Origin of the sequence: Nocardioides sp. Soil796 (genome assembly GCF_001429525.1) — a bacterium.
Lineage (GTDB): Bacteria > Actinomycetota > Actinomycetes > Propionibacteriales > Nocardioidaceae > Nocardioides.
The window spans coordinates 1-23489 of the sequence record NZ_LMSQ01000014.1; the positions used below are offsets into that span (position 1 = coordinate 1).

25 protein-coding genes and 2 pseudogenes are annotated in these 23489 nt (G+C 66.4%); 12 read left to right on the forward strand and 15 right to left on the reverse strand.

Annotation, left to right across the window (positions count from 1 at the left end; all coding sequences use genetic code 11):
* Positions 1-14 precede the first annotated feature (14 nt).
* The gene (locus tag ASH02_RS05375; protein ID WP_056681150.1) at positions 15-518 is read right to left on the reverse strand and encodes an IS110 family transposase; all 504 of its coding nucleotides are present in this window, start codon (positions 516-518) and stop codon (positions 15-17) included.
* A 256-nt stretch (positions 519-774) separates the two neighbouring features.
* On the opposite strand from ASH02_RS05375, the gene ASH02_RS05380 reads away from it, so the two are divergent.
* The 3 genes and pseudogenes from ASH02_RS05380 to ASH02_RS25965 form a co-directional block, all read left to right on the forward strand.
* A complete protein-coding gene (locus ASH02_RS05380) occupies positions 775-1650 on the forward strand; it encodes an IS1634 family transposase (protein ID WP_056681147.1) in 876 nt (291 codons plus the stop codon).
* Positions 1566-2012: an IS1634 family transposase gene (locus ASH02_RS05385; protein WP_056681142.1), complete on the forward strand. Its 447-nt coding sequence runs from the start codon at positions 1566-1568 to the stop codon at positions 2010-2012. The genes ASH02_RS05380 and ASH02_RS05385 overlap by 85 nt, the downstream gene beginning before the upstream one ends.
* Positions 2013-2246: 234 nt before the next feature.
* Positions 2247-2391: pseudogene (locus tag ASH02_RS25965) on the forward strand (transposase); the annotation flags it as partial.
* Positions 2392-2399: 8 nt separating this feature from the next.
* Here the strand turns inward: ASH02_RS25965 and ASH02_RS05390 are convergent.
* The 11 genes from ASH02_RS05390 to ASH02_RS05435 form a co-directional block, all read right to left on the reverse strand.
* Complete coding sequence (locus tag ASH02_RS05390) at positions 2400-3200, reverse strand: TIGR03084 family metal-binding protein (RefSeq protein ID WP_056681158.1); 801 nt, start codon at positions 3198-3200, stop codon at positions 2400-2402.
* 41 nt (positions 3201-3241) lie between these two features.
* The gene (locus ASH02_RS05395; RefSeq protein WP_200951137.1) at positions 3242-4018 is read right to left on the reverse strand and encodes an enoyl-CoA hydratase/isomerase family protein; all 777 of its coding nucleotides are present in this window, start codon (positions 4016-4018) and stop codon (positions 3242-3244) included.
* A 9-nt stretch (positions 4019-4027) separates the two neighbouring features.
* Complete coding sequence (locus tag ASH02_RS05400; protein WP_056681139.1) at positions 4028-5182, reverse strand: acyl-CoA dehydrogenase family protein; 1155 nt, start codon at positions 5180-5182, stop codon at positions 4028-4030.
* Between the two features lie 62 nt (positions 5183-5244).
* Positions 5245-5457 (reverse strand): biotin/lipoyl-containing protein, encoded by a 213-nt coding sequence (locus ASH02_RS26945; protein WP_327152810.1) that lies wholly within the window; start codon positions 5455-5457, stop codon positions 5245-5247.
* On the reverse strand, positions 5364-7253 hold the full coding sequence (locus ASH02_RS05405) for an acetyl-CoA carboxylase biotin carboxylase subunit (RefSeq protein ID WP_235538993.1): 1890 nt from the start codon (positions 7251-7253) through the stop codon (positions 5364-5366). Before ASH02_RS05405 ends, ASH02_RS26945 begins: the two co-directional genes overlap by 94 nt.
* A gap of 19 nt (positions 7254-7272) precedes the next feature.
* Positions 7273-8862, reverse strand: coding sequence for an acyl-CoA carboxylase subunit beta (locus tag ASH02_RS05410; RefSeq protein WP_439117347.1), 1590 nt, complete (start codon positions 8860-8862; stop codon positions 7273-7275).
* Between the two features lie 18 nt (positions 8863-8880).
* Positions 8881-9582, reverse strand: a complete 702-nt coding sequence (locus ASH02_RS05415) for a TetR/AcrR family transcriptional regulator (protein ID WP_056681131.1) — start codon at positions 9580-9582, stop codon at positions 8881-8883.
* On the reverse strand, positions 9575-9880 hold the full coding sequence (locus tag ASH02_RS05420; protein WP_056681128.1) for an AtuA-related protein: 306 nt from the start codon (positions 9878-9880) through the stop codon (positions 9575-9577). The genes ASH02_RS05415 and ASH02_RS05420 overlap by 8 nt, the downstream gene beginning before the upstream one ends.
* Positions 9877-11241 carry an acyclic terpene utilization AtuA family protein gene (locus tag ASH02_RS05425; protein ID WP_056681126.1) on the reverse strand — a complete coding sequence of 455 codons (1365 nt, stop codon included), beginning with the start codon at positions 11239-11241 and terminating at the stop codon, positions 9877-9879. Before ASH02_RS05425 ends, ASH02_RS05420 begins: the two co-directional genes overlap by 4 nt.
* Positions 11238-12299, reverse strand: coding sequence for a phosphate acyltransferase (locus ASH02_RS05430; RefSeq protein WP_082563747.1), 1062 nt, complete (start codon positions 12297-12299; stop codon positions 11238-11240). Before ASH02_RS05430 ends, ASH02_RS05425 begins: the two co-directional genes overlap by 4 nt.
* Positions 12283-13956 (reverse strand): AMP-binding protein, encoded by a 1674-nt coding sequence (locus ASH02_RS05435; RefSeq protein WP_056681119.1) that lies wholly within the window; start codon positions 13954-13956, stop codon positions 12283-12285. The genes ASH02_RS05430 and ASH02_RS05435 overlap by 17 nt, the downstream gene beginning before the upstream one ends.
* Before the next feature lie 596 nt (positions 13957-14552).
* Between ASH02_RS05435 and ASH02_RS05440 the strand changes: the two genes are divergently transcribed.
* The 3 genes from ASH02_RS05440 to ASH02_RS05450 all read left to right on the forward strand — a co-directional run bounded on the left by ASH02_RS05440 (position 14553) and on the right by ASH02_RS05450 (position 17202).
* Positions 14553-15491, forward strand: coding sequence for an SDR family NAD(P)-dependent oxidoreductase (locus ASH02_RS05440; RefSeq protein WP_200951136.1), 939 nt, complete (start codon positions 14553-14555; stop codon positions 15489-15491).
* Between the two features lie 138 nt (positions 15492-15629).
* Entirely contained in the window at positions 15630-16676 is a 1047-nt protein-coding gene (locus tag ASH02_RS05445) for an MBL fold metallo-hydrolase (RefSeq protein ID WP_082563745.1), read from the forward strand.
* Between the two features lie 184 nt (positions 16677-16860).
* A complete protein-coding gene (locus tag ASH02_RS05450; protein WP_442938235.1) occupies positions 16861-17202 on the forward strand; it encodes a lysophospholipid acyltransferase family protein in 342 nt (113 codons plus the stop codon).
* Between the two features lie 305 nt (positions 17203-17507).
* Here ASH02_RS05450 and ASH02_RS27255 read toward each other — a convergent pair whose 3' ends face one another.
* Positions 17508-17642: a hypothetical protein gene (locus ASH02_RS27255; protein WP_268793373.1), complete on the reverse strand. Its 135-nt coding sequence runs from the start codon at positions 17640-17642 to the stop codon at positions 17508-17510.
* Positions 17643-17776: 134 nt separating this feature from the next.
* Here ASH02_RS27255 and ASH02_RS05455 point away from each other — a divergent pair, with 134 nt between their 5' ends.
* The 3 genes from ASH02_RS05455 to ASH02_RS27485 all read left to right on the forward strand — a co-directional run bounded on the left by ASH02_RS05455 (position 17777) and on the right by ASH02_RS27485 (position 19738).
* Positions 17777-18376 (forward strand): TetR/AcrR family transcriptional regulator, encoded by a 600-nt coding sequence (locus tag ASH02_RS05455; protein ID WP_156393618.1) that lies wholly within the window; start codon positions 17777-17779, stop codon positions 18374-18376.
* Positions 18373-18891, forward strand: coding sequence for a PaaI family thioesterase (locus tag ASH02_RS05460; RefSeq protein WP_056681105.1), 519 nt, complete (start codon positions 18373-18375; stop codon positions 18889-18891). Before ASH02_RS05455 ends, ASH02_RS05460 begins: the two co-directional genes overlap by 4 nt.
* Positions 18892-19036: 145 nt before the next feature.
* On the forward strand, positions 19037-19738 hold the full coding sequence (locus ASH02_RS27485) for an MFS transporter (protein ID WP_156393617.1): 702 nt from the start codon (positions 19037-19039) through the stop codon (positions 19736-19738).
* Positions 19739-19786: 48 nt separating this feature from the next.
* Here the strand turns inward: ASH02_RS27485 and ASH02_RS25975 are convergent, their stop codons facing one another.
* Together ASH02_RS25975 and ASH02_RS05465 are read right to left on the reverse strand one after the other, a co-directional pair.
* Positions 19787-19936 carry a hypothetical protein gene (locus ASH02_RS25975; RefSeq protein WP_156393616.1) on the reverse strand — a complete coding sequence of 50 codons (150 nt, stop codon included), beginning with the start codon at positions 19934-19936 and terminating at the stop codon, positions 19787-19789.
* A gap of 120 nt (positions 19937-20056) precedes the next feature.
* Positions 20057-20458, reverse strand: coding sequence for a MarR family winged helix-turn-helix transcriptional regulator (locus ASH02_RS05465; RefSeq protein ID WP_162250945.1), 402 nt, complete (start codon positions 20456-20458; stop codon positions 20057-20059).
* Positions 20459-20709: 251 nt separating this feature from the next.
* Between ASH02_RS05465 and ASH02_RS05470 the strand changes: the two genes are divergently transcribed.
* From ASH02_RS05470 to ASH02_RS05480, 3 genes and pseudogenes are all read left to right on the forward strand, one after another.
* Positions 20710-21192 (forward strand): MarR family winged helix-turn-helix transcriptional regulator, encoded by a 483-nt coding sequence (locus ASH02_RS05470; protein ID WP_056681097.1) that lies wholly within the window; start codon positions 20710-20712, stop codon positions 21190-21192.
* Positions 21193-21248: 56 nt separating this feature from the next.
* Positions 21249-22934, forward strand: coding sequence for an MFS transporter (locus tag ASH02_RS05475; RefSeq protein ID WP_235532563.1), 1686 nt, complete (start codon positions 21249-21251; stop codon positions 22932-22934).
* An 85-nt stretch (positions 22935-23019) separates the two neighbouring features.
* Positions 23020-23399: pseudogene (locus ASH02_RS05480) on the forward strand (transposase); the annotation flags it as partial.
* Positions 23400-23489 lie beyond the last annotated feature (90 nt).

Sequence of the window (23489 nt, forward strand, 5' to 3'; positions counted from 1 at the left end):
CCCTCGACGAGCACCTACGATTGCTCCACCAAGCTGGTGTTGCTACCACCGGTTGAACCCAGTAAGGACCCCTTATGGACCCGATTGGCCGAGGCGGCGCGCTCGTTGATCAACGCCTTGCGATACCGCGTCAGGTCCCGCAGCTCCCGGATCGGCTTGGGCGGCACGAAGCTGGCCGACAGCAGGCCGTGTGCCAACAATTGGGCCAGCCACACCGCATCGATGGTGTCGGTCTTGCGGCCAGGCACGTGTTTGACGTGGACCAGCATCACCACGAAGTCGTCCTCCAGCAGGTAGTACACCGGCTTCCAGTACACCCCGGTGGACTCCATCACCACGTGAGTCACACCCAGACCGGCCATCCAGTCGCGCAGTTCCATCAGGTCCGGCGTGGTTGTCCCGTACGTCTCGATCAGTTCAGCAGGCCGCCCGGTCACCCGGTCGGGAACCCGGACGCACACCACCACCTCGGCCTGGCCCACGTCGATGCCCGCGCACCGATCAACGAGCTCTTCCATCTCTCCTCCTCTCCATTGGAGGACCACCGCTTGATCGAAAGCCGATCAAGCGATTCTGCTCGTCGTGCTCAAGGGCGACAGTCCGGGGTGCCGACACGGCTTTACGTCAGACTTACACTCGGGCTCTCTGGCACCAAAGAGGACCGACGTCACCACGAGCGGTGGCCCCGACCCCATTTTCATCCGCCGGGATGGCGGAGTAAACCGCCGCGAGTGACTTACACAGACCATCTGACATACATGCCCTATTGCCGCGATGGAGTTCCTGCTCGAGGCCCTCGACGAGATCGCCGCCGAAATCTTCGGTTCGGTCGCACACCTGCTCAACCTCGACCTCGACATCCTTTTCGTGGACACGACCTCTACCTATTGGGAGCTCGACATCGCCGACGAGCTGGTCGACCTGGCCGAGGTCGTCGATGACGACGGCAGCCGCCCGGTCGAGCAGGCCAAGCGGGAGTTCGGGCACTCCAAGGACCACCGCACCGACCTGCCCCAGGTGGTGATCGCGATGGCGGTGACCCGCGACGGGGTCCCGGTGCGGTGCTGGACCTTTTCCGGCGACACAGGCGACACCTCGATCATCCGCACCGTCAAGCACGACCTGGCCGGCTGGAACATGCGCCGGATGGTGTGGGTCGCGGACCGCGGCTTCGCCTCCGCGGCCAACCGGGCCTACCTGACCCGTGGTGGTGGGCACTACATCCACGCCGAGAAGCTGCGTCACACCAACGGCGAGGCCGCTGCAGCACTGGCCCGACCGGGCCGCTACCGCACCGTCGCGGGGAACCTGCGGGTCAAGGAGGTCGCGGTCGCCCCCGGCGGCAACGGTGATGGCGACGACGGCGCGAGGGCGCAGCGGTTCGTGGTCTGCCACAACCCCGAACAGGCCGACCGGGACGCCGCGGTCCGCACCCAGCTCGTCGCCCACCTGCAGGAACTCGTCACCGGGTCCGATGCCTGGACCGCACGGCGTCGCGACGAGTTCGTCGGATCGCTGAAGACCAAGCCCGGCTGCGCAGGTATCTGCGCCGCACCGGCGGCGGGTTGCTCCGGGTCGACGCGGCCGCGGTCAAGCGCGAGTCGCACCTGGACGGCAAGTGGCTGCTCCGCACCTCCGATGCCACCTTGACCCCCGAGGACCTCGCCGCGGCCTACAAACAGCTGCTGCAGGTCGAACGTGGCTGGCGCGACATGAAGGGCGCCCTCGGGCTCCGTCCGGTGTTCCACTACCGCGAGGACCGGATCCGTGCCCACATCCAACTGTGCTGGCTTGGACTCTTGCTGCTTCGGGTGGTCGAGAACGCCACCGACGACACCTGGCGCAACGTCCGCAACGAACTCGACCGGATGCACCTGGTCACCCTGGCCACCGCCGACGACCACGTCGCACAACGCTCCGCCACCACCAACGGCCAGAAGGCCATCCTGACCGCGCTCGAGCTCCCCGAGCCGCCGCGGTTCTTCGACTTCACCGTGCCCGAGACCAGCTGACCCACGCCCGTCACGCGGCTCTGTAGTAACACGACCCCAACCCGCCGCTTCGGCGTTTCCGCAGGCCACACCCCATATTCGGCCGGTCGTGTGCTCATCTTCGGAAGTCCGGACTGAGATGAGAACCGCTGCTTACACCGTTTCTCGGACAGACCCACGGATGGAACTGATGCGTCACCCGCACCCGGGCGACAGCGCCCGGATCATCGCCAGGGCGTGCAGTCGACGGTGAGATCGAACGGACGCATCGAATCAGTCAACACCAAAGATCCGGCTACTCACCCGCGTCGCGTTCGGGTTCAAGTCCCCGGACGCCCTCATCGCCCTCGCCATGCTCAACCTCGGCGGCCACCGCCCCGTCCTCCCCGGCCGGAAATGACCCACGGATCAGTCAGGAGAGCCAGAAAATTGGCCCGCGCGCCGGCCGGAGCCGGGCGGGCCGGCGAAAGCTTGTGCTATCGCTATCCACTCCGCCGCCACTGGGCCCCGCGTGATCACGTCGGTGTCCTGCGGGTGACGCCGCTGCGTAACGACGAGACAGAAATCGAGTGCTGACCCGATGACGCGGTTCGCCGCTCCCTCTTCACCCCATACCCATAACTCTCCAGTAGGGCCGGTAACCTCCACCCGGACAGGGGCCGCAGGGATCGGTCGCCCGTGCGCCCGAAAACTGTTCGGCAGCGCCCGAACTCCGATATCCGTGATATGTCTGAGCCTATCGGTCGCGACCGTCTCCGCGCCTAGCGCGTCGCGCACGTCCTGCCCATGTGCCCATGTCTCCATTAGCCGAGCAGTGACGAAGGAGAGCACGCTCATGGGCGGCCCGAACCAAGGAACCCGAGTCTGCCGATCGACTGCACGCAGTGAGTGCACCATCTGCACCCGCGCCTGAACGAAGCCGCCGAGCAGCTCAGGTACACCGATCGTCCGCCCGGGGATGTTCGCACGGTCTACGAAAGCGATCGGATCCGGCTGTGCCTCCGCGAGCAACTGGGTGAACGCGGCCCGGTCGGTGAGTGCGAGATACGCAGCGTTGTCTGAGAACGTCAGGTGGCTCACCTGATCTCGAACCGTCCACCCTTCCGCGGGCGTCGCCTTCTCCCAGGCGACGACCGGCAGAGGCAGCAGCATGCTCATCAAGCAGCCCGTTTCGGCGGCGACATCACGCAGCAGCAGGTCGAGCTGCATGCCTTTGTCGTCGATACCACCGATGCTCGGACGGCTCGAGCTCATCGGCCCTGCCATTGCGGTGGGCGCTTCTCGCGGAACGCCCGTGGACCTTCCTGTGCATCAGCGCTCAGATAGACAGGCTCCCAGATCCGGTCCGCCTCATCGAGTGCGTCATGCCAACCACGATCTGCTGATGCGTACACCATCGCCTTCGATGCAGCGACGGACAGCGGGGCATTGGCGGCGATCCGCTCAGCCAACTCCTGAGCCGCTTCGCGCAGCTGTGCGGCAGGGACCACTTCGTTGACCAGCCCGACCTCCCGCGCTCTCACAGCGTCGATGGGATCGCCCGTCATAAGAAGCTGCATGGCCACGCGGGGTGGGATCAGCCACGGCAAGGGAGCCGCCCACGGCGACCCGCGGCCAACTTTCACTTCCGTCACGGCGAAGCGGGCGTTTTCGGCGGCGACTACCAGGTCGCACATCTGGGCCATGAGGAAGCCACCTGCGTAGGCCACACCATTAACGGCCGCGATGGTGGGTTTGTCGACAGCAACGGTGCGGCCGAAGTATGGAATGAAGTCCGGCGGAGGCGGCCCCAGCCTCTGCTCGGCCATCTCCTTGAGGTCCCCTCCGGCGCAGAAGGCCGCGTCACCTGCTCCGGTGAGGATCATGACCTTCGCTTCACCGTCGGAGTTGAAACGGTCGACGGCCTCGAACAAGCCGGCGCGGATCGCGGAGTTGATGGCGTTTCGTGCGTCTGGGCGGTTCAGCGTCACCCAGGCGGCTCCGTTGACGACTTCGTAGGTGACAGCGTCATCGTGCAGGTTGCTCATCGTGAACCCCTAATAGGAACTGGGCAGGCCGAGACTGTGCCTGGCGACATAGTTGAGGATCATTTCTCGGCTGATCGGCGCGGTCCGCATGAGTCTCATCGAGCCCCACAAGGTGGCCAACCCGTACTCTGTCGACAACCCGTTCCCGCCGTGGGTCTGGATGGCCTGGTCCAACGCTGCCATGCCCGCTTCGGCAGCCGCGAACTTCGCCATGTTGGCGGCCTCTCCGGCCAGGGGGTCTCCCTCGTCGTGCAGCCAGGCGGCCCGCTGCGTCATCAGGCGAGCAAGATCGGCGTTGATCTTCGCAAGCGCCAAGGGGTGCGCGACGCCCTGGTGTGTGCCGATCGGAACGCCCCACACCTGGCGTCCTCGGGCGTACTCCGCCGCCTTGGCCAGGGCATATCGAGCGATGCCGTTGCCCATAGCTGCCCCCATGATCCGCTCAGGGTTCAGGCCGTGGAAGACCTGGCGTAGCCCGTCGCCCTCTTCCCCGATCAGGCTCTCAGCAGGAAGGCGGACATCGTCGAAGAAGAGGGTGAACTGCTTGTCCGGTGCCGTCATCTCCACTGGAATGAGCGTCTTGGTGAGGCCGGCGGCATCGGTGGGTACCACCAGGAGGCTCAGCTTCCCGCGGCCCCTGTCGTCCGTGCCCGTTCGGGCGACGACGAGGATGGCGTCAGCCTCGTCCACACCGGAGATGTAGTACTTGGTGCCGGACAGCACGTAATCGGTACCGTCGCGACGGGCCACTGTCGAGATGTTGTGCGAGTTCGAGCCTGCGTCCGGTTCGGTGATGGCGAACGACATGATGGACTCGCCGGTGGCCAGACGTCGGAGCCATCGCTCTTTCTGCTCCTCCGTGCCGAAAGTCTGAATCACCGAGCCGCAGATCGCAGGAGACACCACCATCATGAGGAGTGGGCAGCCGGCAGCCGTCAGCTCCTCGGCCACGATCTGCAGCTCGTAAACGCCGGCGCCCCCGCCGCCGTACTCCTCTGCCAGATTCACCCCCAAGAAGCCGTGCTGTCCCGCAGCCTTCCAGAGCTCCGTACTCTTGGCTCCGGACTTCGAGGTTTCGACGAAGTATTCGTGACCGAACGACCGTCCAAGCTTCGCCACGGCCTCTCGGAGAGCGCTGTGCTCATCGGTTTCACGCAAGTCCATCTGGTGCTCCTTGTTGACGTCGGTTAGTGGGTGCAGGAAGCGCTCATCTGCGGCGAGGCCGCCTAGTTCTCGTTCTCCTCGATCACCACGAGCACCTCGCCGTCATGCACTGCTGACCCCTGCTCAACCGTGACTTCGCGGACGACGCCCTGATGCGGACTCGTCATGGTGTGCTCCATCTTCATGGCCTCAAGGACCAACAGCGGTTCTCCAGCAGCGACGTCGTCGCCGACAGCAACGAGCACCCTCGCGACGGTGCCCGGCATCGGCGCCATGAGGGAGCCGCCGGGGGCGGCTGACGCCGTGGAGGTGAAGCGCGGTGTCCGGGTGAAGGAGGTGTGGCCGAGGCGGCCATCCACATGGACGGTCGGTGAGTCCCCATGACCGGAGATCTCGACGTGGAAGGTTTCGCGGAGACCGTCAACCTCGAGAACGACTCGTTGGGGCGTGAGCACACCGACGGCCAGCTCAGGTAGGCCGTCATCGTTGACGTGTGCGCGAACAGTTCCATGGTCCAGCACGTAGGCGACCCGGTACTGTGCTTCTCCGGCCTCGGCGGCCTCGCGGTGCGTGCCCGATCGAAGCTGATGGTCTGCGGCTGCGAGCGGTTGTTCCGCCACCCGGCGGGGACGGTGCGCTGTACCGACGCCCCCGCCCGTTTGCGCTCGACCAGAGCCAGGGTCGCCACGACCGCATGCAGGCGCTGCGCGTCCGGTCCGGCCAGTGGTCGGCCCAGGTCGACGGCGGGGTGCCGGGTCAAGAATCCAGTGTCAGTGTGACCGGCCACGAACTCGGGATGCCGCAGGATGCGGACCAGGAGATCCCGGTTCGTGACCAAGCCATGGATGCGGGCGTTGGCGAGTGCCGCGCTGAGCTTGCGTATCGCCTCCTGCCGGTCCGGCGCCCAGGCAATGACCTTGGCCACCATGGGGTCGTAGTACTGACTGACCGACGATCCGACTTCCACGCCACTATCGATCCGAACCCCCGGAACCTGCCCGAGGTCGAAGGTGTCGAGCGTTCCGGTCTGTGGCAAGAATTGCTGCAGCGGGTCCTCGGCGTAGAGTCTTGCCTCGACCGCATGGCCGGTGATGACAGCGTTCGACACCTCGGCGGGAAGCGGTTCGTGTTGGGCGACCATGAGCTGCAGGCGGACCAGGTCGAGCCCGGTGACCAGCTCGGTGACCGGATGTTCGACCTGAAGCCGCGTGTTCATCTCGAGGAAGTAGTACTTACCTTGACCGTCCATCACGAATTCCACGGTCCCGGCACCGACATAACCAACGGCCTTGGCCGCCGCCACAGCGTCTCTGCCCAGACGCTCGCGCAGGTCTTCATCCACCGCGGGCGACGGGCATTCCTCGATGATCTTCTGATATCTACGCTGGATCGAGCACTCGCGCTCGAACAAGTGCGCAACGCCGCCATACGTGTCGGCCAGCACCTGCACCTCCACGTGGCGAGGAGAGACCACGAGTCGTTCCAGGAACACGGTCGCGTCGCTGAAGGCAGCAGCGGCCTCCCGCTTGGCGGCGGCGACGGCTTCGAGTAGGTCGCCGGGAGCCAGCACCGTGCGCATGCCACGCCCCCCACCACCCGAGGACGCCTTGACCAATAGGGGGTAGCCGAGGTCTTCAGCCGCCTGACGGACCGTGTTCGTGTCCAGATCGGTCACGTCTGTCCATGGCAACGTAGGGACGCCGACACTGGCCATGATTGCCTTGGCGGCGAGTTTGGACCCCATCGCCTCGATCGCCTCCGGCGGCGGACCTACGAACGTGAGCCCGTTCTCGGCGCAGAGACGGGCGAAGCCGGCGTTCTCGGACAGGAACCCGTAACCAGGATGAACGGCGTCCGCGTTCACCCTGAGGGCGGCATCCACCAGGAGATCCGGACGCAGGTAGGTCTCCGCCGGGCTCACCCCTGGCAGCCGTACGGCTACGTCCGCCTCGGCCACGTGGCGCGCGTCCATGTCGGCGTCGGAGTAGACGGCGGCCGTGCTGATGCCCATGTCGCGACAGGTACGGAAGATCCGTCGTGCGATTTCACCGCGGTTCGCGACCAGGACCATGCTTATCGAAGACAAAGGTTCACATCCTGAATACGCCGTAGCCGCGCTGGCCACGGACTTCGTTGTTGTGGATCACGGACAGGCAGATGCCGAGGACAGTCCGCGTATCGCGCGGGTCGATAACGCCGTCGTCGTACACCCTCGAGCTGTTCGCCAGCGCAGTCTGCTCGCGCTCGATCTGCGACTGAACGGTCTCGCGCATGACGACGTCGGCAGCCTCATCGAACGGGAGACCCCTGTCGACCGCTGATTCCCTCGCGACGATGGACATCACGCCGGCGAGTTGTTGAGGTCCCATGACGGCGGTCCTGGAGTTGACCCAGGAGAAGAGGAAACGCGGTCCGAACGCTCGGCCAGCCATGCCGTAGTTCCCCGCTCCGTAGGAGACTCCTATGTTGACGGTGAGATGCGGGACTCGACTATTGGTCACCGCGTTGATCATCTTTGCCCCGTCCTTGATGATCCCGGCTTGCTCGTAGGTCTTGCCGACCATGTATCCCGTCGTGTTTTGGAGGAACAGCAGTGGGGTGTCGATCTGGTTGGCGAGTTGAATGAACTGAGTCGCCTTCTCGGCCTCCTCGTTGAGAAGCACGCCTCTCGCGTTGGCCAGCACACCCAACGGGTATCCGTGGATGGACGCCCATCCCGTGACAAGCGAGGTGCCATAGAGCGGCTTGAATTCATCGAACCTGGAGCCGTCGACGGTCCGGGCGAGGACATCGCGTGGGTCGAACGGCACCTTGGGGTCCGAGGAGGGGATGCCGAGGAGCTGTTCGACCGGGTAGAGGGGCTCGTCGGGCGGCTCGCTAGGACTCGAGCCCAATCTGCGCCAGTTCAGACGGCGCACGATCTCGCGACCGATGCGGATCGCGTCGAGTTCATCCTCGGCCAGATAGTCGGCGAGTCCGGAGGTCCGGGCATGCATCTCCGCGCCCCCGAGCGACTCGTCGTCCGACTCCTCGCCGGTGGCCATCTTCACCAGGGGCGGTCCCCCGAGGAACACCTTGGATCTCCCGCGGACCATCACCACGTAGTCGGACATGCCCGGCATGTAGGCACCGCCAGCTGTCGCGTTGCCGAAAACGAGCGCGATCGTGGGTAGCCCGGCGGCGGAGTGATCAGTCAGGTCCCGGAACATCCGCCCGCCCGGAATGGCCACCTCGGCCTGCGTCGGCAGGTCGGCTCCGCCCGACTCCACGAGCGTGACGACCGGCAGCCGGTTCTCCTTCGCGATCTCCATGGCACGGAAGACCTTCTTGAAGCTATGGGGGTTCAGGGTCCCTCCGCGCACGGTGGGGTCGTGGGCGATGAGCATGACCTCGACGTCCTCGATGACGCCGATGCCCGTGACCACGCTGGCGCCCACCGTGAACTCGGTGCCCCACGCCGCAAAGGGCATCAGCTCCAGGAACGGCGAGTCCTCATCCAACAGCCATTCGATGCGTTCGCGCGCGAGCATCTTTCCGCGAGCGCGTAGGCGCGCGACGGACTTCTCGCCTCCGCCAAGGAGTGTCGCCGAGCGAACCTCTGCGACCTCGTCGAGGCTCAACCGCATCTGGTCCAAGTTTTGCTGAAACTCGATGGAGGAGGTGTCTACTCGATCGGGCAGTACCTGCACGGTTCTCCCTTACTTCTCAGTACGTGTTCTGTCGAATAAGTCTGTTGATTCGATGCTCGACGAGCGGCCAGCGGCAAGGACCCCAGTGAGAAGGATCCCCATGACGTCGTCCACCACGCGCTCCAAAGGGAACTCACCGCTGGGCTGGTACCACTGTCGAACCGAGTTGAGGCCTGCGAAAATGAACTTGACCACGGGACGCACAGGGACGTCCCGGAAATCTCCCGAGGCGATGCCCGACCTCAAGATGGAGGCGAGAACGTCCTCATACCGTCGTCGAGCCGCCGCCAGGTTCGCGGGCGCCGTCTTGGACATGAGCACGTCGCTATTGTCGGCGAGAGCCTGGCCCTCTACGGTCGTGCAGACACGACTGACGTGTGTGTGCATGAACTCCCGCAGCCGTTCGGCAGGTTCGCCTTCGCTCACCTCGGCTGGTTGGGAGTCGACCGCAGCGATCAAGAGCTCGGCAAGCAGGTCGCTCTTGGACGATACGTAGTAGTACAGGCTGGCCTTCGACAACCCAACCTTGTCGCCGATCCTCTGCAGGCTCGCGTCGTGATAGCCGCGGATCGCGAACTCCTCGGCCGCCGCCTCGAGAATCTCCATACGCCGCCGGGTCTGACGCAGTTCCCTGCGCCTCTTGGCCGGCGGTTCTCCGACGGCCGCGTACTCCGGGGCCTCCGACGCGTGTGCATCGGCCTGCTCAGACATCGATCTCCATGAACAGGAGCGCCTCGCCCATGGCTTTGCCCTGAGCGTCCACCCGAAGCGAGGTCGTTCCTCCACCGCCCAATGCGGAGGTCAGGATGAAATTGAGCGCCCCCAAGTTCGGCAGCTCGTACCGCTTCACCTCGCCGAGGCAGACTCCAGCGAAGTGATGGGCAACCCGTTCCGCCGTTACCTCTTTGACGAGCAAGGGGTAGTCCGAGCGGTCACGTGCAATGAGTCCTATGTTGACGGAGTCGCCTTTGTCCCCGGACCGTGCGTGCGCCACATCGATGAGTCTCATACGCCATCTCTCACAATCACTTGAGGGTCCACCACACTCTTGGGGACCAGGGTCGGCCAGTAGGCCATCACACGGCTCGGCCTCATCCGTCCCCCGGCCAGCAGACCGGTGAAGCCGGGCGGGCCCATCACCAGGGGGGCGATCTCGGCTGCGAACCTGCTCACGGTGTCTGGGTCGTCTGCCCAGATCGAGACCCGCAGGACGACCTCGGACTGGTCCGAGCCCGCTGGCGGAACTACCCGGCCGTGAACGGAGTTGTATCCGACGAGATCGGTGCGGATCGCTCGGAGGGGCAAGCCAAGGTCTTTCAGTCGCGTCCGCAGGACAGAGTCCGCCAGTTCAGCCTTGGCGATCGCGTCAGGCCACGCATACGTGATCATCGCGGCGCCCTGGAACCCGTCCGAGTAGGCCATCGACACCTTCAACGAGTCCGTCGGGGGCCGGCCCCGCGCTCCTGTGACTTCGACTCGGTCCGGGCCGACCTCCTGCACCTGAAGGGCGGTGAAGTCGGCCGTCACCTCGGGCGACAGGTACGTTGCTGGGTCACCGAGCTCGTACAGCAATTGCTCGGTCACGGTAGCGGTGGTCACCGCGCCCCCGGTCCCCGGGTGCTTGGTGACGACGAAGGTGCCGTCGGCGCTCACCTCGACGATGGGGTACCCGACATGCGCGAGATCGTCCATCGTGCGCCATCCACCCTGGAAATTGCCGCCGCTGGCCTGGGCGCCACACTCGATCGTGTGCCCGGCCACCGTGCCCGCCGCAAGCAGGTCCCAGTCATCCCACTGCCAGCCGAACTCATGCACGAGAGGACCCAGAACCAATCCGGGATCCGTGCATCGTCCGGTGATCACGACGTTCGCTCCATCGGCCAGAGCGCGTGCGATCGGTTCAGCGCCTAGATATGCGTTGGCACTGGCGATGCGGTCTCTGACCTCGTCAAAGGACGTACCGGTGTCCAGGTTCTGCAACGGCACGCCTTCACTCTCCAGGTCGTCCAGCTGCGCCATGATGTCATCGCCGGTGACGACGCCGACCCGCAGCCCGCTGATCCCTTTGCTCGCTGCGACATCGAGCAGAGCCTGGGCACAACCCTGGGGGTTGACTCCTCCGGCATTGGCAACCACCTTGATGTCTCGTTCTATGCACTCCTGCATGATCTCCGACATGAGATCGACGAAATCCCGCGCGTACCCGGCATCGGGGTCTCGCTCGTACTGCTTGCGCAGGACAGACATGGTGATCTCGGCCAAGTAGTCCAAGGTCAGGTAGTCGATGTCACCACCGCGTACCTGGGCTACTGGCGCAGCGGGACTGTCACCCCAGAAGGCCTGTCCGTTCGCAATCCTTACCGTGTTCAACTCCGAACTCCTTCTCGTCCACTGTTCTCCGGCTCAGGGTTCTGCAGGGTGTCGTACAGCAGCATTCGAAGGGTGGTCACGATGTCGTCGACGCTGCACCCCCGCGATACGTCCGCAAATGGCCTCGCGAGGCCTTGTAGGAAGGCCCGTGCCCGTGCGCCCCCCAGTTGCTCCGCCACTTTGTAGGCAATGTTGGCCGAATCGAGGCTGGGGAAGACAAGAACATTGGCCGCGCCCGCCAGTGCGCCGGTCGCGTGCTTGCGCTCCGCCACAGCCATGGAGACGGCTGAGTCGAACTGCAGTTCTCCGTCGACGGCCTCCTCGGGAAACCTCCGTCTGAAGAGAGTGACGGCGTCGCGGATGCGCTGGACGTGGGGGGAACCGGAACTGCCCCGCGTGGAGAAGGACAGAAAACCGATACGCGGCTCGGTCCTCATCAAGGCTCGCCAGGATCGGGCCGTGGCCGCCGCGATGTCGGCGAGCTGATCGACGGTGGGCATGGGGGTCACCACAGCATCCGCGAAGGCGAGCGTGCCTCCAGATCCGACGTCCGGTCGCTGAGTGTCGAGAAAGATCGCTCCACTGACGGTGGATCGTTCCGGCGCCAGCCCGATGCACGAGAGACCGGCACGGAGCATGTCCGCACTGGTGGTACGCGTTCCTCCGATGGCTGCGTCCATCCATCCGCACCGGACCAGCGTCGCACCCCAGGCGGCGGGGTTCGACAGCGTCGCGCTGCGAAGGTCGGTCGCCGGGCCCACCTGACGCTCGAAGTCGCGCACCAACTGTTCGCGAACGGCGGGGTCGCTGACATCGAGCGTGTCGATTGCACCCACGTCGATGCCCTGGTCCCGGGAAGCACGCTGGATCTCCGACCACTTCCCGAGGAGCACCGGTCGACAGAGGCCGGTTTGCGTCGCGAGGGCCGCTGCTCGCAGCATCCGTGGCTCGTCACCTTCGATGAAGGCCACTCGCGACGACGACGAGACGTTCTCGATGTCTCTCCACGCGCCGGTACTCGAACCCGCGCTCGGAGCGAGTTCAGGCCGTGGGACCATAGCCTTTAAGGTCCATGGACTTCGTGTAGGCGTCCTGCAAGACGAACTTCTTCACCTTACCGGCCGGCGTCAGCGGGTACTCGGTGACGAACTCGACGTATCGAGGAACCTTGAAGCTGGCAAGTTTTCCCCGACAGTAGTCGATGAGCTCGGCCTCCGTCGCCTCGTGATCTGCCTTCAACTGGACGACCGCGAGCCCGACCTCGCCGTACTTCTCGTCCGGGACGCCGACGAGATAAGCGTCCTGAACGGCCGGGTGGGTGCGGATGAATGCCTCGACCTCCGCGGGGGCGACGTTCTCGCCCCCCACGATGTACAAGTCCTTGAGGCGTCCGGTGACGTAGTAGAACCCATCCTCGTCGCACCTGACCATGTCGCCTGTGTGCAGCCAGCCGTCCTCGTCGAGAACCTGAGCGGTCTGTTCGGGCATCTTGTAGTAGCCCTGCATGACGTTGGGGCCCCGGGTGAGCAGCTCGCCGTCGACACCCGGGCCCACCTCTTCTCCAGTGTCCGGGCCGATGATCTTCGCCTCGCAACCTTTCGGGCGGCCCACAGATCCCACTCGCTGTTCGAAGGGGTCTTCCTTGCGCGAAATCGTGATCAGTGGGGAGCTCTCGGTCATGCCCAGACCGATGATGATCGTCATCCCGAAGGTCTTCTCGACAGACCTGCTGACCTCGACCGGGCACGGCGCGCCCGCCATGAACGCCATCTTCATGGTGCTGTAGTCGTACTCCTGGAGGCTGGGATCGTGCAACAGGGCGATGTAGATGGTCGGGACCCCACCAGTGTGCGTGCACTTCTCCTCGGCCAGGATGCGGAGGGCCAGTGCGGGGACGAACCTGTCCATGGAGATGAGGGTCGACCCCCGTTGAAGTGCACTCAGCAGGCCCAGGACACAACCACCATTGTGGAAGAACGGGATGGGAATGAGGTACCTGCTGTCATCGTCGAGCTCCAGAGACTCACTGAAGTGCAAGGAGTTCGTCAGGAGGTTCGCGTGTGACAAGAGGCACCCCTTCGGGTCTCCTGTGGTGCCGGAGGTGTACATGATCATGAGCGCGTCGTCGGGCTTGACGTCCGCCGTGATCCTGAACAGGTCCTCGTCGGTCATCCCTTGCCCGCCATCTACCAGGGCTTGGAGACTCAGGGCTCCCGGCAGGCCCGGTTCCTGCCCGACACAGACCACGTCGCGCAGCATGGGGAACCGGTCGAACCGGTGTGCACCGCTGCTTTCCAACTCAGGGGCAAGGTTCCTCAGAGCCTGCTCGTAGTCGAGATTCAGGAACCGGGGGGTGTACACCAGGACCGCCGCGTCCGACTGGAGCAGCAGGTATTCGAACTCGGCCTCCCGGTAGAAGGAGTTCGCCGGGACGAGAACGGCGCCGAGCATCGCGGTCGCATGCTGGAACAGGACCCACTCGGGTCCGTTCGGAAGCCACAGGGCGACGTGATCTCCGTGGCGGACACCTCGCGCGTTCAACCCCTTGGCGACGGCCAATGCCTGTTGGTAGAGCTCCTCGTAGGTCAGCCGCGTCACGCGCGTGCCGTTGTCCTGATAGCAGACGAGTGCTTCCCGTTCGGGATTGTGAACCCGCGCAGCCGCCAGCCGGTCCGCCAGCGTTTCGCCGCCTGGCTCGTAGGTCGCAATGGGCAAGGCACTTTCCTTCCGTAGTGGAGCTTTCGACGTCGGTCCCCTCAGCAACACCGATCCGACCGAGAGCGAGGACTGCAGCTCTTTCGAACGCTGGTCGATGAACCTACCGTCGGTCAGATCGAGCGGTCAACCCCCGGGGCGGGATGTGGCCACGGGCGAGTGGCAGGGGTGAGTGGCAGGGGTGAGTGGCAGGGGTGAGTGGCAGGGGTGAGTGGCAGGATCGTCCCGGAAATTCGGATCGTGGCTGGCGCACCCGTTACGTCGACGTCGCACTTGCGAATGGCGAGAACCTCCCCGATCCGGGCGGAGGTGCCCAACATGACCCCGATAATTTGCTCCAGCTGCCCGTCTGGCGGCGGACCGGCGAAGCCCGGGGCCGCGTCGCCAACCACGGACGGCGGCGCGGATGGCGTCGACCTGTCCTAAGGACTCATTCTGAGTGGATGTGGAGCGCGGTAGAGCGCCGACGGGCTCGACCTTGGCCGCCGCCGGGTGGCTACCCCGCATGTCGAAGGACCACGGGAGGCACCTCGCGCGCTCCAGGCATCTCATCTTTGGAAGCCGTCGCCGCCTGATTCTCCTCGAGGAGTAACGGGATGGTGACGATCGCCAGTGAAACCGCGGTACTCACCACCAATCCGGCGTTCTGGAGCATCGACCGCACCCCGTTGGCCATGTCCCGCGGGCAGCGTAGGTCGGGGGCCATACTTGGGAGCGTGGCAAAACCAGACGATGCGAAGCGGGCAGAAAGTCGGAAGGACAACGGCACGGCGAGCTTGGCAGACGTCACCGGTGTGCGAGTGCTGCTCACCGGCGGGACCAGTGGGCTCGGCCGCGCGATGGTGCAGGCCCTCGTCGCGGGCGGCGCCTCGGTGGTGTTCACCGGCCGCGACGGCAGCCGGGGACGGGAAGTCGCCGAGGAGGTTCGCCGGGTAGGACTAGGCACTGCCACCGCGATCGCAATGGACGTGCGTGATGAGGAGTCCGTCGCCGAGGGCGTCGCGTCGGCACGAGAGACGCTCGGCGCCATCGATGTGCTCGTCAACAACGCCGGCATCGGGATGCGGACCGTCAACCCGCGCTTCCTCACCGACCCGCGGCGGTTCTACGAGGTGACGCCGGCTGGGTTTCGTGACCTGATGGCGACCAACGTCACCGGCTACTTCCTCGTCGCCCGATCGGTCGTCCCCGAGATGGTCGCCGCCGGCCGCGGCGCGGTGGTCAACGTGAGCATCAACGAGCAGACGATGCGTCGTCGCGGGTTTGCGCCGTACGGCCCTTCCCGCGCCGCCACGGATGCGCTCTCACACGTGATGGCCGAGGACTTGGCCGGGAGCGGCGTGGACGTGAACCTGCTGTTGCCCGGTGGTGCGACCGCGACGGGGATGATCCCCGAGGGGTTCCCCGAGCCGATGCGGCAGCAACTTCTCGACCCCGCTGTCATGGGACCTTCGATCCGCTGGCTGTGCTCGCCCGCCTCCGACGGCCACACCGACCTTCGCGTCGTCGCCTTGGACTTCGCCGCGCCCGCGTAGCCTACAGTCAAGGGCGGCACGACCCATGCCCTCGGCCTCCGATGCTGAAGCCGGGGACAGACCCCACAAGCGGGATCGTTACTTCGGCGGCGGGACCAACGAGATCATGAACGAGATCATCAGCAAGCGGATGGGCCTGTGAGCCGACCGTTCCAGGTCACCGGCCTGCTCCAGCAGCAGGCGTGGGCGGACCGGCTGCTGCCGCCGGTCGAGAAGGTGCAGGACGGGCTGTGGTCCATCCCGGTCCCCATCCCGAACAACCCGCTGCGGTACGTGCTCGTCTACGTCCTCGAGCTCGACGACGGTGTGGCGCTCGTCGACGCCGGCTGGGACACGCCCGAGGCATGGACGGCCCTGACCGAAGGTCTGGCGACGGCCGGCGGGAGCGTGTCGGACGTCCGCGCGGTGCTCGTCACGCACATCCACCCCGACCACTACGGGCTCGCCGGCCGAGTCCGCGAGAGCTCCGGCGCCTGGGTCGGCCTGCACCCCGACGACGCCGCTCTGCTGCCGGCCCGTTACGGCGCCGGCGTCCCCGACCTGCTGCGGGAGATGCACGACCTGCTGCGCAGCTGCGGCGTCCCGGAGCAGGAGCTCGGGGTGCTGGCCGACGCGTCACTGCCACTCGTCGACTACGTCCGTCAGGTGCTGCCCGACCGCATGATCGAGGACGGCGAGTGGCTGCCCCTGCCCGGCTGGGACCTGCGGGCGGTGCACACGCCCGGCCACTCCCCCGGTCACCTCTGCTTCCACGAGCCCGGCCGACGGGTGCTGCTGTCCGGCGACCACGTGCTGCCCCGGATCACTCCCAACGTCGGCGTGCACGCCCAGTCCGCCGGAGACCCCCTGGCGGAGTTCCTTGCCTCGCTGGCGCGGGTCAGCGCGCTCGACGCGGATGTGGACGAGGTGCTTCCCGCGCACGAGTACCGCTTCGCCGGGATCGGAGCCCGTGTAGAGCAGCTGCTCGGCCACCACGAGCACCGGCTCGAGGAGATCCGGACTGCCTCGACCGGCCGCACGACCTGGGCGCTCACGGGCGCGCTGACCTGGTCGCGCCCCTGGGATCAGGTGTCGGGCTTCATGCGCCGCGCCGCCGTGGCCGAGACCCTGGCCCACCTCGTCCTGCTCGAGTCCCGCGGGCAAGTCCGGCGCACCGGCCTGCCGTGGGCGTGGGAGGCCGCATGACCGGCCAGCCGCCGACCGGCCGCCGTCGTTGCAGCCGGCGGCGGCGGAAGGCCAGGGCGTTCAGGCCGGCGCGGCAGACCGGCGCGACGAGGTCCCGGTACAGCGCGACGGCTACCCGTACTGGTGACCAAGGTCGTCTGGACGTCTCCCCTGCTCGTCGCCCTGCGACCCCGGGTCGAGGGGGCTGCGACACGTCCCGACCTCGGGACCGGCGATCTTGGCCTCCAACCACACGTCCTTCTACGACTGGCTGGTCCTGCCGCTGGTCGTGCGCCGCCGCATCATCTTCCTCGCCAAGAGCTCCTACTTCACCGGACGCGGCCTGCGCGGCCGGCTGCGCCGCCATTTCTTCACCGCCTGCCGCCAGGTGCCCGTCGACCGGTCCGGCGGCGGAGCAGGGGAGGCCGCTTTGCGCACGGCCGTGCGCCTGGTCGGCGAGGGCCAGCTGCTCGGCGTGTTCCCCCCCAGGGCACGCGCTCCCCGGATGGCCGGCTCCACCGGGGCAGGACCGGCGTGGTCCGCATGACCGCGCACAACGGCGCCCCCGTTGTGCCCCGGGCGAGACCCATCGATGGCCTTGTCCCAGTCTGCCCTGTCCGAGTTGCTCGAGCCAGCCGTTCCGCATCGGGCGACGGCGTCGGCATGATCCGCGAGTCGGTCCGCACGGTCTTGCAGGACCTCATGTCCGTCATGGAACGGACGGGACAAGCGCAGATCCAGACCACCCAGAAGTACCTCCACACCCTCGCCGACACCGACCAACGCAACCTCGATGCTCTGTGCCGCGTCCAGACCAGGCGCCCGTAAGTCCTCGAGCCCGACGCAGGGCGGTTACTCGCCGAGGAGCCGGAGGAGTTCGGCGCCGAACTTGGGCGCGAGTCGCCCCTGGGCCAGCAATTGGGTGATCTCGACCGGTGACTGCGGCGGGTTCCTCAACCTGAGGGACATGCCTTCGACCGCTGACACCACCAGCTCCCGGGCGGCTGCGAGCCGGTCACGTAGGAACCGGTCCGGCTTTCCGACCGCCGCTCCTGCGGGACGAGACCGGACAGGACGATCCGCCAAGAACATACATTCACGCATGTAGGTATGCTGGGCGGGTGACAGGACAAGAAGAGCGATCCGCTGCGACCCGCCGGGTTCTTCTCGACGCGACGGTGGCATGTTTGGTCGAGCACGGTTACCACGGGACGACCAGCGTGGCTGTGGCGAACAAGGCCGGCTTGTCGCGCGGCGCCCAGCTCCACCACTTCGGGACTCGCGACGACATGGTGGTTGCCGCGGTCGAGCACCTCGCCCAGAAGCGCCTGGAGAGCATGTCCGCCAGCCTCGACCGCATGGCTACTGAAGACGTGGAGCGGCCCGGGGCGAAGGAGCGGCTGGCGCGCGCCGCCCTGGACCTGTTGGCCGAGGCTCTCTCCGGTCCTCTCTATGCGGCCACGCTGGAGCTGTGGGTCGCGAGCCGGGCGAACGCTGCCCTGCGGGAGAAGCTGGTCCCAGCCGAGCTCCGGGTCGATGCCGAGCTCCGGTCTGTGTGTCGCACGTGGGTCACCGATGACCCGGTCCTTGTCCGTCTCACTCTTGATCTCCTGCTCGGCAGTGGCGTGAGCGGGATGCACGCCGACCACCGCAGCAACGGCCGCCGACGGCAGGCGATCGAGGCCTGGAGCACGTTCCTGCGACAGGAGGCCACGTTGTGACCAGTCTCGAGGATCTGATCTCGACGTGGGCTGCGAAGTTCCGCACCCATCCGGACGGTTCTCGGTTGCCGGCTCACCACGCCGCGTGCCTGGGATGCGGGGAGAACAATCCGCACGGTCACCATCTCCGGGTTCATCGCGAGGGTGACGGCGTTGTTGCGCGCCACACCTTCGACGAACGCCACGTCGGCGCACCCGGCATCGCTCACGGCGGTGCCGTGGCGGCGGTGGTGGACGACTTCTACGGATTCCTGCTCTACCTCACTGACGGGCCGGCAGTCACGCGCAACCTTGTTCTCGACTATCTGGCCCCGGTCCTCCTCGGGGTTGAGTACGAGTTGCGTGCCAACATCACGCGCACGGAGGGCCGCAAGCTGTTCGTGGAGGCCACGATGTCGGAGGTTGCCACCTCGAGGCGGGTCGTCTGCTCTACCGCGCTCTTCCTGAAGGTGGACGTGGGACATTTCCTGCAGGGCGAGCCGACGGGATCGTTCGGCCAAGGATCCGGTCAGTGAGGATCCCGCTCGACGGATTCCGCTGACCAATCCGAATCGTTACCGGCTCCGAACGGCATCGCAGAAGGGCGCCTCGCGTCCTGGCCCGACGCTGCACCCGAGCCCTCGCGTTGCTGTCCCCGAGACCGACGCCCCGTATTTGCGGATGTCAGTGACTACTTCTGCGCCGGTTCTCCGCCGGGCCGGACGCGGTGGTCTGACCGCCTGTTGTGACGATGTGTGTGGACCTCGCTCTGGTGATCGGTGCCGCGTCCTCCCTCTCGCTCGCGCTACCGGACATCGCCGAGAGCACCGCGGCCACGCAGACCGAGTTGACGTGGGTGTTGAACGTCTCGCCCTGGTCTTGGCGGCCTTGCTGCTACCGGTCGGGATCGCAGCCGACCGGTGGGGACGTCGACAGTTCCTGGTTGCCGGCCTCGTCTTGTTCGCTGTCGCATCGCTGGCGTCCGGGCTGGTGGAGCAGCCGCGCACCCCACAATCACGCTGCGAGGCCTGGCCGGTATCGGGCGCCGCCGCGGTGATGCCGGCGACTCTCTCGGTCCTGGTCGACGCCTTCCCCGACGACCCGCGACCGCAGGCCGTCGCGATCGGGGCAGGGCGTCTCCGGAGCAGGCGCCATGGTGGGGATCCTGTTCTCGGGCATTCTGTTGGAGAACTTCTGGTGGGGCCTATTCGTCAGCGCGTCGGCGCCAGTGAGTCCTTCGCGAGAGCGGGTGGGAGTTGCCGATCCGCCGTTGAGGCTGAGCCGATCGGTCTGGGGCCGGCCTTCCGTTCGAGTCCCGTGAGCCTCCTGCCTGGCGAGGTACTCCTCGAGCGCGCGGCAGTCCCGACGTACGTCTCGTCGTAGCCGCAGCTCAGCCGCCATCCGGACGCTGGGAGCCGGCGTTTCGCGCACTCAGTTCTCGTACACGTTGGCGCTGACATACCAGCAGCTTCCACAGGCAACGAGGCCACCGACGAGCCACCACATGAGGTAGCGGACCACGTCGAAGAAGGCCCCTGCCAGGTAGTGCCATCCGAGCCCGTTGAGGTCCGCAAAGCGCACAGCCCACCTCCCAACTGGCCGGGCAAGACGGTGGGTCCGGCGGCGGCCGAAGTGCGGAGCGAAGACGTGGGGCTGACACTGCGCCGAGTTACATAGGAAGGAAAGGGTAATCGTCTGGCCTCAGGCAAGTTCAGACACGAGAACGGTGAGGTGGCGAAGCATGGGGACCGCTATCGATTGCTCCTCGACGGTCAGGGATCTCCAGGCCGCTGACAACCGGTTGGCAACGAGGGCGCGCTTGGCCGCAAGGAGCTGCTCCCCACGCTCCGTCAGCCTCAGGACGCGCCGGCGTCGATCGTCGTCGGCCGGGACGCGACTCAGCAGCCCGGCTGCTTCCAGCCCGGCCGCCTGCTGGGTCACCGTCGGTTGGCTCAGCAACGTGTACGCCGAGATGGCGGCGATGCCCTCGCCACCGCAGGCCTGCACAGCATCGAGAAGGACCAACTGAGGCACGGTGACGTCGTCGAAGAGCGGCTGCAGTCGACCCCTCGTCCGGCGGGCGACCGCCAGCAGAGCCAGCACCGCGTCAGCGAACTGCTCAGCAGCGCCAGCCGTCAATTGGCTCCGCACGGCGTCAGCCCCCACCCCTTCACCACCCATGCGCACTCCCCTACGTCGAGAACAACACGCGGACCGGACCGGTGCCGACACTGAACGACAGTCCGCCCTGACGTCACGCTACCGGCCCAACCCAGCGGACTGCGGCTTCGAGCAAGGGCACGCGCCGGTCTGGTTGCCAGCGTTCTTGCATAAGGATGGTATATAGTTTCACTATGTTGTTTCCCGCGGCTAAGCGTGCAGAAACGGTGGCGGCGGTTCTCGAGCAGCTCTCGCGTGTGATGCGGCGACTCGCCACGACCGGTGGCCTCGGGCTCACGGCGGCTAGCGTGCTGACGCGACTGGACCTAGACGGACCCCAGCGTCTGACCGACCTTGCCGCCAGCGAAGGGGTCTCGCAGCCCAGCATGACTCAGCTCGTCTCCCGGCTCGAGCGCGAGGATCTGGTTCAACGCGCTCCCTCCCCGGAGGACGGCCGGGTGGTGATCGTCACGGTCACCGGCGCGGGCCGGAATTTGGTGGCCGAGCGGCGACTAGAACGAGCAGCGGCGCTGGAGGCCCTGCTCAACGAGCTTGATCTCGACGAGCAGGCAGCGATCAGCCGGGCGCTGCCGGCATTCGCGCGGCTGGCCGACCTCGCCAACGTCCCAGCTGTTTCCGGACGGGCTGACCGTCCGCGTCCCGGAGGAGTCAGATGACAGCCCCACACGCACCGCACGAACCCCTCGCGAGCCCGTTCCGCCAGCCCCGGGCGGTGTGGGCGGTCGCCTTCGCCTGCGTCATCTCATTCATGGGAATCGGTCTGGTCGACCCCATCCTGCCCGCGCTGGCGCACGACCTGCGCGCGACACCGAGCCAGGTGTCGCTGCTGTTCACCAGCTACCTGATCGTGACCGCGGTGGCCATGCTAGTGGTCGGTCCGATCTCCAGCCGGATCGGTGCGAAGCGCACGCTGGTGCTCGGCCTGATGATCATCGTGGTGTTCTCCGCCCTGGCCGGAACGTCGGGAACCATCAACGGCATCGTCGGTTTCCGCGCCGGCTGGGGGCTGGGCAACGCCCTGTTCATCGCCACCAGCCTGGCCGTGATCGTCTCGTCGGCCACCGGCGGCTTCGCGGGGGCCATCATCCTCTACGAGGCCGCCCTCGGGCTCGGTATCGCCGTGGGACCACTGTTGGGCGGCGAGCTCGGCAGCATCAGTTGGCGGGGACCATTCTTCGGGGTCGCCGTCCTGATGGGCATCGCCCTGGTGGCCACCATGCTGTTCGTCCCGTCGCAGCCGAAGCCCGCACGGCCGACCCCGTTCAGCGCGCCACTGCGCGCGCTGCGCCATCGCGGGCTGCTCACCATGGGATTGGCTGCGCTGCTGTACAACTGGGGCTTCTTCACCATGCTCGGGTACGCGCCCTACCCGATGGAGCTCAACGCGCACCGGCTCGGTCTGGTGTTCTTCGGCTGGGGCCTGCTGGTGGCCATCTTCAGTGTGTTCGTCGCACCGCGTATGCAGGGCCGCTTCGGCACCGCCCCGGTGCTGTATGCAAACCTCGCCGCACTGTCCGTTGTGCTCGCCGTGATCGCGGTCGGGGTGGACACGCCGTCAGTGGTGATCACCGCCGTCGTGGTCAGCGGCGCTTTCATCGGCATCAACAACACGCTCACCACCCAGGCGGTCATGCTCGTCTCGCCCGTCGAGCGACCGGTCGCGTCCTCGGCCTACGGGTTCGTCCGGTTCATCGGCGGCGGACTCGCGCCCTACGCAGCGGGCAAGCTGGCCGACCACTACGACCTCAGCGTGCCGTTCTTCGTCGGTGCCGGGGCGATCGCCCTCGCCATTATCGTGCTGGCCACCGGCCACCAGCTGCTCGCCGCCGCCGAGTCGGGGCAGTCCGCCGGAGAACCGATCACCTCAACCGAGGAGCCTGTCGAGCCGACCCTGGTCCGCCTCGATGCGACGCCCGGTAGGCAACACCGGCCAGTCGTCATCGCGATCGCCGCGGCCGAGGACGCCCGTGACCTCGTCGCGGCCGCGGCCGAATTGGCCCGAATGACGGGGAGTCCAATCGAACTCGTTCACGTTCACGAGACCACCATCGTCGAGGAGTTCGCCATCGACGCGGCGGACTGGGGCTGGGAGCGGCAAGCCCTGCGTCGCCACATCGACTGGCTCACCCAACACGGAAGCACCGCGAGCGGGCTGCTGCTGCACAGCGTTGGCGACCACGCCGCTGCTGGGCGGGTCCTCGCCCGACACGCCAACAACGTCGACGCGCGAACGGTAGCGATCGGCAACTCCCCCCACGGAGCTGCTGTGCAATTCGCGGAGGGAAGCCTGACACACGCACTGATCGCCAGCGCGCGGTGCCCCGTGGTCCATCTTCGTCCCGGCACAACCGCCCGCGAACTCACGGCCGACGACTTCGGGGAGTCGATCCGGCCCTGACCGACGGGTCGCGATCGGCCGCGGGAGACTCAGTCCGGGCGCCGGTTCGCCGAGCCAGCCCCGCCTCCTGCGCCCCTCGGCGGCGGCCACGGGCCGTAACTGCGGCAACTCCAGGAACGGAACCAGACCCAAACGGTGCTGACAGACGTCGAACCGGTCGAGGTCGACGTCCCACGCGACCGCGAGGGCACCTTCGATCCACGGATCGTGAAGAAGCGGCAACGCCGCCTCGATAGAGTCGACCAGATCGTGTTGTCGCTGACCGCGCGTGGCCTGACCACCGGTGAGGTCGCCGCACACATCGCCGATGTCTACGGCGCGAGCATCAGCAAGGACACGATCGGCCGGATCACCGAGAAGGTGACCGCGGAGATTGTCGAGTGGCAGCACCGACCACAGGAATCCGCCGTCTACCCGGTGATCTTTATCGACGCGATCATGGTCGAGGTGCGCGACGGCCAGGTCACTAAACCTCGATCCACCGATGAGGTTGGTCGGGTGAGCGCGTCGTGAAGTGAGAATGCCCTTACGTGCTGGGAAAATCTGTCTTGTCTA

What these genes read in the sequence shown, in the direction of transcription:
- ASH02_RS05375 (WP_056681150.1), bottom strand. Translation starts at nt 518, where the DNA reads ATGGAAGAGCTCGTTGATCGGTGCGCGGGCATCGACGTGGGCCAGGCC.
- ASH02_RS05380 (WP_056681147.1), top strand. Translation starts at nt 775, where the DNA reads ATGGAGTTCCTGCTCGAGGCCCTCGACGAGATCGCCGCCGAAATCTTC.
- ASH02_RS05390 (WP_056681158.1), bottom strand. Translation starts at nt 3,200, where the DNA reads ATGCAGCTCGACCTGCTGCTGCGTGATGTCGCCGCCGAAACGGGCTGC.
- ASH02_RS05395 (WP_200951137.1), bottom strand. Translation starts at nt 4,018, where the DNA reads ATGAGCAACCTGCACGATGACGCTGTCACCTACGAAGTCGTCAACGGA.
- ASH02_RS05400 (WP_056681139.1), bottom strand. Translation starts at nt 5,182, where the DNA reads ATGGACTTGCGTGAAACCGATGAGCACAGCGCTCTCCGAGAGGCCGTG.
- ASH02_RS26945 (WP_327152810.1), bottom strand. Translation starts at nt 5,457, where the DNA reads ATGGCGCCGATGCCGGGCACCGTCGCGAGGGTGCTCGTTGCTGTCGGC.
- ASH02_RS05405 (WP_235538993.1), bottom strand. Translation starts at nt 7,253, where the DNA reads ATGGTCCTGGTCGCGAACCGCGGTGAAATCGCACGACGGATCTTCCGT.
- ASH02_RS05415 (WP_056681131.1), bottom strand. Translation starts at nt 9,582, where the DNA reads ATGTCTGAGCAGGCCGATGCACACGCGTCGGAGGCCCCGGAGTACGCG.
- ASH02_RS05420 (WP_056681128.1), bottom strand. Translation starts at nt 9,880, where the DNA reads ATGAGACTCATCGATGTGGCGCACGCACGGTCCGGGGACAAAGGCGAC.
- ASH02_RS05430 (WP_082563747.1), bottom strand. Translation starts at nt 12,299, where the DNA reads ATGGTCCCACGGCCTGAACTCGCTCCGAGCGCGGGTTCGAGTACCGGC.
- ASH02_RS05440 (WP_200951136.1), top strand. Translation starts at nt 14,553, where the DNA reads ATGGTGACGATCGCCAGTGAAACCGCGGTACTCACCACCAATCCGGCG.
- ASH02_RS27485 (WP_156393617.1), top strand. Translation starts at nt 19,037, where the DNA reads ATGTCAGTGACTACTTCTGCGCCGGTTCTCCGCCGGGCCGGACGCGGT.
- ASH02_RS05470 (WP_056681097.1), top strand. Translation starts at nt 20,710, where the DNA reads ATGTTGTTTCCCGCGGCTAAGCGTGCAGAAACGGTGGCGGCGGTTCTC.